We start from the raw sequence: 12,406 nt of genomic DNA, 5'->3' as shown, positions 1-12,406 counted from the left end.
CAATTCTCTGAAAATGGGTGAATCAACGGGAGGGTCGCAGCAGCAGATCGCCATCGACCACGTCCACGGCAAAGGTCGTCAGGCGCATGCCGGGCGAGCCCACGCACTCGCCGCTTCGGATGTCAAAGCGCAGGCCATGCGCGGGGCAGCTCAGTCGGTGGCCTTCGCAGGGGCCGCTCGCGATGGAGGCACCCGCGTGCGGGCAGCTGTTTTCCATCGCGAAGTACTGGCCGTCCACGTTCATCACGAGGATGGATTCCCCCTCCCCCATGAACACCAGCTTGCGCGCGCCGGGCGGCAGTGCATCGGCGCGGCCTGCGGGAATGGACGCCGGCATCAGCGCTCTCATGCGCTCACCCCATGCGGCAGGGCCTGCGCCATCGCGGCGAGCAGCTGTTCGGCGGGCACCGCGCCTGTGATCTGCACCCGCTCGTTGAACACATAGTGCGGCACGCCCTGGCTCGACAGACCGCACGAGCGCAGGCCGGCCTCCATGAGCTGCTCGGGCGAACATGCCACGCCCGCAGCGCCCGCGAGCTCCAGCAGCACGCGTGCCTGGCCGATGTCACGCCCCTGCACGAAATACGCGTCGTAGAGGCTTTCGACGAAGTCGCACATCGCGATCAGGCCGAGCTGCTCCTGCGCCACGTTGACCAGCGCACAGGCCAACGCCGAATTGGGAAAGCGCTCGATGGCATCGAACGCGAGCGTGATTCCCACGGGCCGCGCGTGGGCCTGCACCTGCGCGCGCCGCGCGAGCACGGCCTCGCGGCTGCCAAGGCGCGCCTCGTAGAACGCCTGGTAGGCCACGCCCTCGGTCGGAATGTGCGGCAGCAGCGTGCTGGCGTGCCAGCGCAGCTGCAGCGCGATGCCGGGGTCGTGCGCCAGCAGGCCGCGCAGAGCCGCGCGCAGATGGCGCAAGCCGATCCAGCACCAGGGACAGATCAGGTCGAGCGCGTAGTCCACGCGCAGCGCGGGAGCGCGGTCCAGTGTGGTGTCAGTGCTCATGTCGGATGCCTCGCTGCTTCAGGGACGCGCGAGTTCGCCGAGCAGCGCGTGCACGCCGTCCCAACGACCATAGCCCGCAGCGGGATTCAGGTGGCCGACCTCGCCGAGATCGACGAGGCGCGCGCCCCAGTCCCCGGCCCTCTGCTCCATGCTTTCGAAGCGCGCCAGCGGATCATTGCGGCTGGCGGCCAGGATGGCCGGAAACGGCAGCGCCGCGCGCGGCACCGGTGTCCAGCCGTTGGACTGCAGTTGCGACTGCGCGGGATAGCCCTCGGGAAGCGGCTCGTCGAGATCGGCGGGCGTGGCCAGCAGCGCGCCGCGAATCGGCCTTGAGAACTGCGTCGCCCAGTGCAGCGTGGTGATCACGCCCGCGCTGTGCGCGACGAGCACCACGGGGCCTTCCACGCTGTCGAGCGTTTCGACCAGCGCCTGCACGCGCGCCACGCGGCTGAGCTTGTCGTGCTCGAGCGGCGGCACCGTGACGGAGCGCGGCAGTTCCTTTTGCAGATGGGTCTGCCAGTGGTCTTCCACATGGTCGCGCAGACCGGGAACGAGCACGAAGGTGAGATCGGCGGGATAGTTGTGCATCAGTGGTCTCGCCTCGCTCAGAACGGCCGCGTGCCGATGATGCCCGCGCGCTCCATCTTGCGGTTACATGCGGGGTAGTCCATGACGGCGTAGTGCTGGGTCGCGCTGTTGTCCCAGATCGCGATGCTGTTGGGCTTCCAGCGCCAGCGCACCTGGTACTCGGGGATCTGCGCCTGGCTGATCAGATAGCGCAGCAGGTCGCCCGAGCCCGGGCTGTGGTCCTGACCGACGCGCACGCGTGAGGCGGTGTGGAAGTTGGTGAAGTGCGTGGTGAAGCCGTTCACATAGAGAATCTTCTCGCCCGTGTCGGCATGGGTGCGCACCACCGGATGCTCCGGATCGGGGAAGCGTTCTTTCAGCGCCAGACGCTTGTCCGTTGGCATGGCCGCACCGAAGGTGCACTCGATGCTGTGGCGCGCGCGCAGGTCGGCGATCTGCTCCTTCACCGACTGCGGCAGGCGCTCGTAGGCGAGGACCATGTTGGCCCACATCGTGTCGCCGCCGACGGTCGGGCATTCCACGCAACGCAGCACCGCGCCGAACTGCGGCACCTCGCGCCAGGTGGTGTCGGAGTGCCAGGAGTTCTCGTAGCGCTCCGGCGGGCTTTCGGCCGAACGGTAGATCTGCAGCAGGCCGGGATTCTCAGGATCGCTGCCGACGACCGGATGGTCTTCGAGATCACCGAACTTGCGCGCGAACGCGACATGGTCGGCGCGCGGAATGTCCTGATCGCGCAGAAACAGCACGCGGTGCGTGAGCAGCGCCTTGCGGATCTCCGCAAACAGCGCATCGTCGCGCACCGCGTCGCTGAGGCTCACGCCGGTGAGTTCAGCGCCGATGGAACAGGTCAGTTGTTCGACTCGCATAGTGTCTTGTCCCCTTGTGGGTGTTGAAATCGGTTGTTCAAAGTACGTCGCATCGGTCACCGCATTCGAAACTGGCGCGCGCCAGACGGGAGCGGCCGAGCAAGGGCCGCCCCGCAGCGAGGACTGCCTCGTTTCAGACGGTGAAGATGGCGCTGCCGATGATCTTTCGCGCTTCCATGTCGCGATGCGCCTGCACGGCATCGGCCAGTTCGTAGCGCTTGCTGATGTCAGCGCGGATGCGGCCCGAGGCGATGTGGTCGAACAGCTCCGCAGCCAGCGCGGCCTTCTCCGCCGGGTCGGCCAGATAGTCGGCCGATGCGGGACGGGTGAGGAACAGCGAGCCCTTCATCGCGAGGATCTGCGGATTGAACGGCGGAATCATTCCCGACGCCGTGCCCACGCAGACCATCAAACCACGGCGCTTCAAGCTGTTGAGCGAGCCTTCGAAGGTATCCTTGCCCACGCTGTCGTAGACCACATGCACGCCCTGCCCGCCGGTGATCTCCCGCACGCGCGCCGCCACGTCCTCGTGGCTGTAATTGATGGTGTGATCGCAGCCGTGCGCCTTGGCCACCTCGGCCTTGGCGTCGGACGACACGGTGCCGATCACGTTCAGCCCCTGCAGCTTGGCCCACTGCGACACCAGCAGGCCCACGCCACCCGCAGCCGCGTGCAGCAGAATCGTCTCGCCCCCCTTGAAGTCGTAGATGCGGCGCATCAGATACGCAGCCGTCAGACCGCGCATCGTGATCGCGGCTGCGGTCTCGAACGTGATGGCGTCGGGCAGGCGCATCAGCGTGGACGCGTCGATCAGGCGCTCCGTGCTGTAGGCGCCCAGAGTGTTGTGCGCGCCGGTGTAGGTCACGCGGTCGCCCACCTTGAAGGCCGTGACGCCAGCGCCCACCGCCGTGACCGTGCCACACGCATCGCTGCCGATGCCCGATGGCATCGGCGCGGGATAAAGACCGCTGCGGAAATAGGTGTCGGCAAAGTTCAGCGCCACCGCGCCATGCTGAAGACGCACCTGGCCCGCGCCCGGCGCACCGACTTCCACGTCCTCGTACTTGAGGACTTCGGGGCCACCAACTTCGTGGAAACGGGTCATCTTTGCCATGGGGAAACTCCAATCAATCAATCAACTAAATATCAAACACTCAGTGCATGAATGCGTCGCGGGTTTCGAGAATGAAATTGATATTCATCGAATATCCAATACCCGCAAACGCATTCACTTCCATTCAATGCCATCGCCGGATTTCAGCGAGAAACCAAAATCAATGAAAGGCATGGAAGCAGTGGATTGGACTATATGGATTCAGGCGAAGAATATTTCTCTATTCGCGCCAAGTTTTTCCCCAAAAGCGTCACTCATGGAAAACACCTAAGCCCTCGAAAGGCTGCCTCACCGGCAAGCAGAAACACCATAAACCATTGATCTATAAGCAAAATATCAAGAACAAGGTCAGTCGCCAAATTCGCATTCACAAGAAAGGCAGACGAGGCGTGCATGAAGTTGGCGCGATTTGAAAAAATCAGCGCAACGAGAAAACAAGATATTCAAATTAGAATCACCCCGCGACAGCGCACCTGTTCACCAAGCATATTCAACCGCGACACAATGCCCTTTCGTTATTTTCGAAAGTGACGCAGGCGCGTTCCCCTCTGATTTTCATTGTTTCCCCGAGGTATTCCGATGTCATATTCCGCCCCCATCAAGGACATGCTTTTCAACATGCGGCATCTCGCCGGCATCGACGCGCTGGCGCAGATTCCCGAGTTCGAGGATTTCGATGCGGACACGGCGCAGGCCGTGCTCGAGGAATGCGCGAAGTTCAGCGAAGGCGTGCTCGCTCCGCTGTACCGCGAGGGCGACATCCACCCGGCGAGCTTCGAGGGCTGCCACGTGACCACCGCGCCCGGTTTTCGCGACGCCTATCATCAGTTCGTCGCAGGCGGCTGGCAGAGCCTGCAGCATCCATCCGCGTTCGGCGGACAGGGGCTGCCCAAGACCATCAGCGCGGCCTGTGCGGAAATGTTCAACAGCGCCAACCTCGGCTTTTCGCTGTGCCCGATGCTGACCGACGGCGCCATCGAAGCCCTGCTCACCGCCGCCAGCCCCGAACTGCAGAACGCGTATCTGCACAAGCTGGTGAGCGGCGAATGGACCGGCACGATGAACCTCACTGAACCGCAGGCGGGCTCCGATCTCGCGCTGCTGCGCACGCGCGCCGAGCCGCAGGCCGATGGCAGCCACAAGATTTTCGGCACCAAGATCTTCATCACCTACGGCGAGCACGACATGACGGACAACATCGTCCATCTGGTGCTGGCGCGCGTGGCCGGCGCGCCCGAGGGCGTCAAGGGCATCAGCCTGTTCGTCGTGCCCAAGTTTCTGCTCAACGCCGATGGCGCGCCAGGCGAGCGCAACGACGTGCACTGCGTGTCCATCGAGCACAAGCTCGGCATCAAGGCGTCGCCCACCGCCGTGCTGCAGTTCGGCGACCATGGCGGTGCCGTCGGCTACCTCGTGGGCGAAGAGAATCGCGGGCTCGAGTGCATGTTCGTCATGATGAATGCGGCGCGCTACGGCGTGGGCATTCAGGGTCTGGCCGTGGCCGAGCGCGCCTATCAGCGCGCAGCCGCCTATGCCCGCGAGCGCGTGCAGAGCCGTCCGGTGGACGGCAGCGCCAAGAATAGCGTGACCATCATCCACCACCCCGACGTGCGCCGCATGCTCATGACCATGCGCGCGCTGAACGAGGGCTGCCGCGCGCTCGCGTGCGCCGCCGCTGGTGCGTTCGACCGCGCCCACGCGCACCCCGACGCGCAGGTGCGCGGCGAGCAGATGGCGCTCTACGAATTCATGGTCCCGCTTGTCAAGGGCTTCACCACCGAGTCGAGCGTCGAGGTCTGCAGCCTCGGCGTGCAGGTGCATGGCGGCATGGGCTTCATCGAGGAGACCGGCGCCGCGCAGCACTACCGCGACGCGCGCATCCTGCCGATCTACGAAGGCACGACCGCGATTCAGGCCAACGATCTGGTGGGCCGCAAGACGGCGCGCGACGGCGGCGCCCTCGCCCACTCCATCGCCGCGCAGATCGCCGAGACCGAAGCCGCATTGCACGCCAGCGGCAGCCCGGCAGCGACCGTGATGGCCGATCGTCTGGCCAGCGCGCGCAATGCGTTTCTCGACGTGGTGGACTTCATGGTGTCGAACGCCAAGGAGCGCCCGAACGAGGCCTATGCGGGCAGCGTGCCCTACCTGATGCTGACCGGCGCGCTGCTCTCCGGATGGCAGCTGGCGCGCTCGCTGCTGGCGGCCGAGCAGGCACTGGCCGATGGAGACGACGCGCCCTTCATGCGCGCCAAGGTGAGCACGGCGCGCTTCTTCGCCGAGCACATTCTGGCCAAGGCACCCGCGCAGGCCGACAGCATCCGCCACGGTGGCGGCTCGGTCATGGAGCTCGCGATGGACGCGTTCTGACCGGGCCCCGCCGCCGCAAGAAACTCACGCCGGTCGCGTCTGCCGCCACTGGCGTGGGCTCATGCCGAAGTTCACATGGAACCAGCGGGTGAACGACGCCTGGCGCGAGTAGCCGGTCAGCGACGCGACCTGACCGATGGAGTAGCGGCTGTTGTTCATGTAGCGCAGCACCAGGTTCTTGCGCACGGTGTCGAGCACCTCCGAGAAGCTGGTGCCGCTGTGGTCGAGCTGGCGCTGCAGCGTGCGCGTGCTCAGGTGCATCTGCTCGGCCACGCGCTCGATGCAGGCCTGCTCCAGCGGCATCAGCAGATAGATGTTCTTGCGCACCTCCTGCAGCAGCGCGTTGTCACCAAACGCGCGCAACGGCATGACCACGCTCTCCGCATAGCGCACCAGTTCAGGATCGGCAGCGGGGTTGGTGGCGTTCATGTCCACGGTGCGCAGCACCATGCCGTTGAACTCGCTGTTGAAGCTCACCGGGCAGCCGAAGAACTGCTTGTGCTGGTACTGCTCTGCGGGCGGCGGATGCATGAAGCGCACCTCCTTGGGCGACCACGCCGCGCCGAGCACGGCCTGACAGGTGCGCATCGCCACGCCCAGCACCAGCTCGCAGGACTGCGTCTGCGGAATCTGCGAGTCGATCAGCAGCTCGAAGCGCAGGATGCTGAGATCGCCCGACTGCTCCAGCGAGATCGCCGTGGCGTCGTTGAGCAGCTTGCGGTATTGAATGGCGCTCTGCCACATGTCGCGCAGGCTCGGCTGGTGGCGCATCAGCACGCCCAGAATCCCGAAGTCCAGCGTCTGCCGGTTCTGCGCCATCTGGATGCCGAACGCCGAACAGCCCGACTCCTTGGCCGCCAGATCGAGCAGCTTGCACAGCGTCTCGGCCGAGATGTGCCGATCCGATTCGACCAGCGCGCTCGCATCCAGTCCCACTTGCCTGAGCAATTGGTGTGAATTCACGCCTTGCAGATTGCAGACGTTCAAAAAACCGTTCAAGGTCACGGTCCTGACCAACGTATCCATAGCGCACCATCCGAAAAACGAGGCGAAGTTTTGACGACTTCACTTTGATCCCTATCAGGGTTTATACCGCATGGCGCGTTATGAGAAATCAATGTCGTGAAATGAGAAATTCAAACAGGCCATCTGCCTACAGTCAATGGTACGAGTTCACTCGACCTATGGCAGGAAACCAGAGACATGCACAAACCACACAACAACCTCCACGTCCCCGCCCGTCGTAGCCTGCTGCGCGCCGCATCGGCCATCGCCCTCGGCGCTGGCGTGAGCGGCTTCACCGGCCTGTCTGTCGCCGAAACCAAGCCCACGTCCGCGTGGCCCGACAAGCCCGTGCGCCTCGTCGTCGCCGGTCCTGCGGGCGGCTCGGCCGACGTGGTGGCACGCGCCCTGGGCGACCAGCTCAACCGGCTGTCCAAGCACCCCTTCATCATCGACCCCAAGCCCGGCGCGGCCGGCGTCATCGCGGTCAATGACCTGCTGCAGGCGCCCGTGGACCCGAACACGCTGCTGGTCGGCGTCAGCTCGCTCGTCAGCGAAATCCCGCACATCGTGAAGATGCGGCAGGACACCCGCAAGGCCATCGTGCCCCTGGCCGATCTCGCGCGCGGCGGCATCGTGCTGGTGACGGCACCCGGCGTCGCCGCGAAAAACCTCGCGGAAGTGATCCAGCTGAGCAAGTCGTCGCCCGCAGGCCTGAGCTACGCCTCCTACAGCCCCGGCACCATGTCGCACGTCGCGGGCCTGCTGCTCGCGCAGGCAACCGGCGCCAAGCTCGAACATGTGGCCTACAAGGGCTCCACCGCAGGACTCAACGACGTCATGGGCGGCCATACCCCGCTGATGTTCGACGGCCTCGCCACATCCCTGCCCTTCATCCGCTCGGGCAAGATCAAGGCGATCGCCATCACCTCCCCTCAGCGCTCGCCCCTGCTGCCCGACGTTCCCACCTTTCAGGAGGCCGGCCTGCCGCAACTCACCTACACCGGCTGGATGGGCCTGTGGGCCAACAGCGCCCTGCCCGCAGACAAGCAACTGATGATCCAGCAACTGGTGCAACAGGCCATGGACACGCCAGAGTTCAAGCACGCGCTGACCCAGTCCGGCTTCGAGCCCGGCAGCCGCCGCAGCACGCAGGCACTGCACACGGAACTGCTCGCGGACTACGAGCGCGTGGGAAAGGTGTTGAAGGGGGCGAACATCAAGCTGTGACGGGCAGATGAGCTGGCGTCCTCCTTCAATCCGAGGGAGGCGCCCCATCCTCCTCGAACGCCCCATCCGGCAGCCGCGTACCGCACCACGGGCAGTGTCTCGCGAAGACGTACTCGCCATTGATGCACCAGCACGGGTCTTCATAGCGAAAGAGCTCGAACGAAAAGCGCACGCGCGCGTCGAGTGAGGTCACCGCGTCAAACATGCTCAGGCAGCAGTACCGCGCGACACGCCCTCGCCGCGTCACACGCTCGGGATTCAGCTCGTCAAGCAACGCTCCCGCCCAAGCCTGACACTGCGCGCAATCTTCGCAGTGCAAAGCGGCGTCGAAGATCGACTGTTCAGGAAAACCTGACCGCTCGACCTCGATGCATCCAGTGACCGCCAACTGAAGCGCCGCGTCGTCGCGCAGGCGTTCCCGTTGGGCGGAGAGGACTTGTCTTGCAGAGGTGCATGCGGCGATCGTTGTCATGCGCGAATGGTAGCGGCTTGCGCTCTCTGCCGGCTCCTGCTGCCCCAGACAGTCAGAAGTCAGATCAGGCCGCGATGGTTCCGCCGGACTTCGCCAGCACGGCAAGCGCGTTGCGCGCCGCGCCCAGCCCCATGTTCACGTAGGCGTCACCGGTGACGCCTCCAATGTGCGGACTGAGGATGAAGCCCGGCTGGTTCTGGAAGGAATGGCCCGCCGTCATCGGCTCCACCGCAAAGCTGTCCAGCCCCGCCATGCGGACCTGTCCGACCTGCACCGCCGCCAGCAGGGCCGCTTCGTCAATGAGGCCACCGCGCGCTGTGTTCACGATGATCACTCCCTTGCGGCACTTTGCCAAGGTCTGTGCGTTGATCATCTGGCGGTTGTCCTCTGTCAACGGGCAATGCAGCGAGACCACGTCCGACTCGCGCCAGATGGTCTCCAGATCGGCCTGCTCCACGTTCTCGGGCCAATGCCTGGCATAGGGGTCGAATCCGAGCACGCGCATGTCCAGTGCCGCAGCCATGCGCGCGAAACGCTGGCCGATGGCGCCCATGCCCACAAGCCCGATGGTCTTGCCACCAAGCTCAAGGCTCTTGTGCGTGGCCTTGTCCCAGAGGCCTTCATGCATGCGCTCATCGAGCTGCGGAACCGACTTGGCACAGGCCAGCAGCAGCGCCAGCGCCTGCTCCGCGACGGCCGAGGCGTTGGCGCCGATGGCGGCCACCACCTCGATGCCGCGCTGCTGTGCAGCGACTTTGTCGATGGTGTCGGTGCCGCTGCCGTGCTTGGAGATGACCTTGAGCGATGGCGCCGCATCCATGGCCGCCGCGCCCACCTTGCTGTAACGCACGATGATGGCGACCGGATCATGCTCGCGGCACAGCGCCACGATGTCATCTTCGGTGGGGGTCTTTCCTGCGTAGACGATGTCGTAGTCGGCCAGCAGCGCGAGCGCCTGCGGAGCAAGGTCCGCGGCGGTGATCAGAATGCATCCTTGGCTCAAAGCACTTCTCCTTCCTTCAGCATACCGGCGGCACGCAGTGCGGCCGGCAGCCACGCGGATGCCGTGTCGCCACGCGCGATGGCTTCGATGCGGGTCGCTTCATCGGCCACCTTCCTGACAGCCAACGGCATCATCGCGGCGGCCTTCGCGCGCTCTATCACCACCACGCCATCGGCATCACCCACCACCAGATCGCCCGGATTCACGGTCACGCCACCCGCGGAGATCGGATGATTGATGCGCCCAGGCACGAACTTGGTCGGGCCCGCAGGATTGAAGCCCGCGCTGAATACCGGAAAGTCCAGATCGAGCAGCTCGAGTCGATCACGAATCGCGCCATCGACGATCACGCCACCAAGCCCCAGCTTCTTGCAGGCGCTGAGCATCAGCGTGCCCATGAGCGCAGCGGTCTGATCGCCCTTGCCGTCGATGACCAGAATGTCGCCGGGACGGGCCAGCGCGATGGCCGCGTGGATCATCAGGTTGTCGCCAGGGCGCACCTCCACGGTGAAGGCCGGACCGGCGAGCTTCATGCGCTTGTGCACTGGAGCAACGCGGCTGTGCATGGTGCCGCGCCGACCCGCCACGTCGGCGAGGATGGCGGCTTGGAAAGTGCCTGCCTGCTGAACGACGTCGCTTGCGACGCGTTCGATGTTTCGGATGATTTCGGGGAGCTGGTTCATGATGGTGTGTTTGCGCTTGACAATGAATGAAAGTAAGGAGGTAAGAACGGCGTGGATCGGCGGGCTCAACCCGCTTGAATGTTTCCTTCGCGAATGACCTTGCCCCACTTGGCGAAGTCGGCCTTCTGCGTTGCGGCGAGCTGCGCCGGAGATCCGCCCACAAGCGTCACGCCAAGCTTGTCCGCCAGCGCGACTACGGCTGGGTCCTTGAGCGCCGCGTTGATTTCCTGATTCAGCCGCTGGACGATGACGGCCGGTGTCTTGGCCGGTGCAAAGACCGCCTGCCACTGCTCGACCACGAAATCGCTCAGACCCACTTCCGCCATGACAGGCACATCAGGCAACGCCGACAGACGCGCGCTTGATGTGACCGCCAGCGCACGCAGCTTTCCAGCCTGCACATGCGGAAGTGCTGCCGCTGCCGGTGCGAACATGAACTGCACCTGCTCCCCCAGCGTGTCCTGCAGCGCGGGCGTGTCGCCCTTGTACGGAACGTGGATGAAGCTCGCACCCGTGCGCTGCTGCAGCAGCTCGCCCTGCATTTGCAGAATCGTTCCGTTGCCGCCCGAAGCAAAAGCCAGCTTGCCCGGCCGGGCCTTGCCCGCCGCGATCAACTCGGCCACCGTATGGAACGGCTGCTTCGCACCGACCACCAGAATGTGCGGAATGGTGCCAATGGTGACGACGGGCTCGAATCCAGCAATCGGGTCGTAGGAAAGCTTGCCCATCAGGTGCGGCGCAATCGCCTGCGGACCGATCGAGGTGCCCAGCAGCGTGTAGCCATCAGGCGTCGCCTTGGCGACGAACGCTGCACCGATGGTTCCGGTGGCACCGGGCTTGTTGTCGACGATGACGTTGGTGCCCAGCGCACCACCCACGCGCTGCGCCGCGTTGCGCCCAAGCACATCGGTGCTGCCACCCGGAGGATATGGAACGACCCAGGTGATGACGCGTCCCTTGGGCCAGTTGTCCTGCGCCAGAGCGGGGCCAAAGGCGATGCTCGCGCCAATTGCCGCAAGCAGGTCGCGTCGAGAAATCGAGTGAAGAGACGTCATGAGGTTCTCGTGAGTTATGAAATGAAAAAGTCGGTAGCAACCGCCGTCGGCATGGTTGTTGATGTGGCTGACGCTGCGGTCGGCACATCAAACCCATACAAGACCGCCGGGTTGTGCACCAGGACCTGTTCCAGCGCGGCCGTCCGAGCAGACTGCCCCGCCCAATGGGCCAGGCGGTCGATCTGGCGCGCGTCGTCGGGCATGGGCTGCAAACCAGCGCTCGCCGTGGCGTGCGGCCAGTCGCTGCCCCAGATCACGCGCTCCGGGGCGGTGCGCAGGTAGTCCGTGGCGAGCGCATCCAGCGCCGGGTCTTCCACACTGCGCTGCTCACTCACGATGTAGCCACCGGAGAGCTTGATCCATGCAGCGCCGGAATCGAGCAGATCCAGAATCAGACGATGCGCCGGATGACGCCCACGCATGGCGGGAGAGATGCGTCCGAAATGGTCGAACACCATCGGCACCGGCAGGCGGCGCAACACGCTCTCCATCTCCACCAGCGCATCAGCCGCCATCAGGATCTGCATGTGCCAACCGAGTTCTGCGATGCGCTCGGCCACGGGCAACAGCGTCTCGGTCGAACCGACCACGCCCAGCGACAGGTTGAACCGCACGCCGCGCACCCCCAGGTCATTCAGGTGCTGCAACTCGGCATCGCTTTCGCTGCCATCAATGACGGCGACACCGCGCGCAACGTCCGAACCCAGTCGGCGCAAGCCTTCCGTCATGCAACGGTTGTCGGTGCCATAGGTGGATGGCGTCACCAACACCACGCGCCGCGTGCCGATCCTGCGCTGCAGCGCCTTGTATTCCTCCACCCCTGCATCCGGTGGATGCAGCCGAGCCTCGGGCGCTGAGGGAAACCGATGGTCGTAGACATGCACATGGCAATCGCAACCATCCGCCGGGATCCGTGTTTCGGGGAATCCATGACCTGCCGAAAAGGGCGCGGAAGCATCCCTGCATTGATCCTGCATGTTTTGATTTCCTGTCAGCAACGAAGAACGAGAAGAAA

Annotated in this window: 13 protein-coding genes; 2 read left to right on the top strand and 11 right to left on the bottom strand. The window is 64.7% G+C overall.

Annotated features, from left to right (window positions below):
* Window positions 1–22 precede the first annotated feature (22 nt).
* The 5 genes from ISG32_RS16670 to ISG32_RS16650 all read right to left on the bottom strand — a co-directional run bounded on the left by ISG32_RS16670 (window position 23) and on the right by ISG32_RS16650 (window position 3,576).
* On the bottom strand, window positions 23–337 hold the full coding sequence (locus ISG32_RS16670; protein ID WP_194772144.1) for a Rieske (2Fe-2S) protein: 315 nt from the start codon (window positions 335–337) through the stop codon (window positions 23–25).
* A gap of 8 nt (window positions 338–345) precedes the next feature.
* A complete protein-coding gene (locus ISG32_RS16665; protein WP_194772143.1) occupies window positions 346–1,008 on the bottom strand; it encodes a DsbA family oxidoreductase in 663 nt (220 codons plus the stop codon).
* Between the two features lie 18 nt (window positions 1,009–1,026).
* Window positions 1,027–1,596 carry an RBBP9/YdeN family alpha/beta hydrolase gene (locus tag ISG32_RS16660; protein ID WP_194772142.1) on the bottom strand — a complete coding sequence of 190 codons (570 nt, stop codon included), beginning with the start codon at window positions 1,594–1,596 and terminating at the stop codon, window positions 1,027–1,029.
* 17 nt (window positions 1,597–1,613) lie between these two features.
* Window positions 1,614–2,462, bottom strand: a complete 849-nt coding sequence (locus tag ISG32_RS16655; protein ID WP_194772141.1) for a TauD/TfdA dioxygenase family protein — start codon at window positions 2,460–2,462, stop codon at window positions 1,614–1,616.
* A 133-nt stretch (window positions 2,463–2,595) separates the two neighbouring features.
* A complete protein-coding gene (locus tag ISG32_RS16650; RefSeq protein ID WP_194772140.1) occupies window positions 2,596–3,576 on the bottom strand; it encodes a quinone oxidoreductase family protein in 981 nt (326 codons plus the stop codon).
* A gap of 579 nt (window positions 3,577–4,155) precedes the next feature.
* Between ISG32_RS16650 and ISG32_RS16645 the strand changes: the two genes are divergently transcribed.
* Window positions 4,156–5,946 carry an acyl-CoA dehydrogenase gene (locus tag ISG32_RS16645; RefSeq protein ID WP_194772139.1) on the top strand — a complete coding sequence of 597 codons (1,791 nt, stop codon included), beginning with the start codon at window positions 4,156–4,158 and terminating at the stop codon, window positions 5,944–5,946.
* Window positions 5,947–5,970: 24 nt separating this feature from the next.
* Here the strand turns inward: ISG32_RS16645 and ISG32_RS16640 are convergent, their stop codons facing one another.
* Window positions 5,971–6,945, bottom strand: coding sequence for an AraC family transcriptional regulator (locus ISG32_RS16640; RefSeq protein WP_194772138.1), 975 nt, complete (start codon window positions 6,943–6,945; stop codon window positions 5,971–5,973).
* 204 nt (window positions 6,946–7,149) lie between these two features.
* On the opposite strand from ISG32_RS16640, the gene ISG32_RS16635 reads away from it, so the two are divergent.
* Complete coding sequence (locus ISG32_RS16635; protein ID WP_194772137.1) at window positions 7,150–8,178, top strand: Bug family tripartite tricarboxylate transporter substrate binding protein; 1,029 nt, start codon at window positions 7,150–7,152, stop codon at window positions 8,176–8,178.
* A gap of 25 nt (window positions 8,179–8,203) precedes the next feature.
* Here the strand turns inward: ISG32_RS16635 and ISG32_RS16630 are convergent, their stop codons facing one another.
* From ISG32_RS16630 to ISG32_RS16610, 5 genes are all read right to left on the bottom strand, one after another.
* A complete protein-coding gene (locus ISG32_RS16630) occupies window positions 8,204–8,650 on the bottom strand; it encodes a hypothetical protein (protein ID WP_194772136.1) in 447 nt (148 codons plus the stop codon).
* Between the two features lie 64 nt (window positions 8,651–8,714).
* Window positions 8,715–9,653 carry an NAD(P)-dependent oxidoreductase gene (locus tag ISG32_RS16625; RefSeq protein ID WP_194772135.1) on the bottom strand — a complete coding sequence of 313 codons (939 nt, stop codon included), beginning with the start codon at window positions 9,651–9,653 and terminating at the stop codon, window positions 8,715–8,717.
* Entirely contained in the window at window positions 9,650–10,336 is a 687-nt protein-coding gene (locus tag ISG32_RS16620; RefSeq protein ID WP_194772134.1) for an RraA family protein, read from the bottom strand. Before ISG32_RS16620 ends, ISG32_RS16625 begins: the two co-directional genes overlap by 4 nt.
* Window positions 10,337–10,401: 65 nt before the next feature.
* Window positions 10,402–11,391 (bottom strand): Bug family tripartite tricarboxylate transporter substrate binding protein, encoded by a 990-nt coding sequence (locus tag ISG32_RS16615; protein WP_194772133.1) that lies wholly within the window; start codon window positions 11,389–11,391, stop codon window positions 10,402–10,404.
* Between the two features lie 14 nt (window positions 11,392–11,405).
* Window positions 11,406–12,368 (bottom strand): amidohydrolase family protein, encoded by a 963-nt coding sequence (locus ISG32_RS16610; protein WP_194772259.1) that lies wholly within the window; start codon window positions 12,366–12,368, stop codon window positions 11,406–11,408.
* Between the last annotated feature and the right edge of the window lie 38 nt (window positions 12,369–12,406).

The sequence above is a fragment of the Diaphorobacter caeni genome (assembly GCF_015354245.1).
GTDB lineage: Bacteria > Pseudomonadota > Gammaproteobacteria > Burkholderiales > Burkholderiaceae_C > Diaphorobacter_A > Diaphorobacter_A caeni.
The sequence above is the reverse complement of the archived record's forward strand: the minus strand, read 5'-3'. Positions and strand labels throughout refer to the sequence as shown.

Bases quoted from the DNA above. Each gene is read 5' to 3' on its own strand.
- ISG32_RS16645 (WP_194772139.1), top strand. From the start codon at position 4,156: ATGTCATATTCCGCCCCCATCAAGGACATGCTTTTCAACATGCGGCAT.
- ISG32_RS16635 (WP_194772137.1), top strand. From the start codon at position 7,150: ATGCACAAACCACACAACAACCTCCACGTCCCCGCCCGTCGTAGCCTG.
- ISG32_RS16655 (WP_194772141.1), bottom strand. From the start codon at position 2,462: ATGCGAGTCGAACAACTGACCTGTTCCATCGGCGCTGAACTCACCGGC.
- ISG32_RS16665 (WP_194772143.1), bottom strand. From the start codon at position 1,008: ATGAGCACTGACACCACACTGGACCGCGCTCCCGCGCTGCGCGTGGAC.
- ISG32_RS16620 (WP_194772134.1), bottom strand. From the start codon at position 10,336: ATGAACCAGCTCCCCGAAATCATCCGAAACATCGAACGCGTCGCAAGC.
- ISG32_RS16630 (WP_194772136.1), bottom strand. From the start codon at position 8,650: ATGACAACGATCGCCGCATGCACCTCTGCAAGACAAGTCCTCTCCGCC.
- ISG32_RS16615 (WP_194772133.1), bottom strand. From the start codon at position 11,391: ATGACGTCTCTTCACTCGATTTCTCGACGCGACCTGCTTGCGGCAATT.
- ISG32_RS16610 (WP_194772259.1), bottom strand. From the start codon at position 12,368: ATGCAGGATCAATGCAGGGATGCTTCCGCGCCCTTTTCGGCAGGTCAT.
- ISG32_RS16670 (WP_194772144.1), bottom strand. From the start codon at position 337: ATGCCGGCGTCCATTCCCGCAGGCCGCGCCGATGCACTGCCGCCCGGC.
- ISG32_RS16650 (WP_194772140.1), bottom strand. From the start codon at position 3,576: ATGGCAAAGATGACCCGTTTCCACGAAGTTGGTGGCCCCGAAGTCCTC.
- ISG32_RS16660 (WP_194772142.1), bottom strand. From the start codon at position 1,596: ATGCACAACTATCCCGCCGATCTCACCTTCGTGCTCGTTCCCGGTCTG.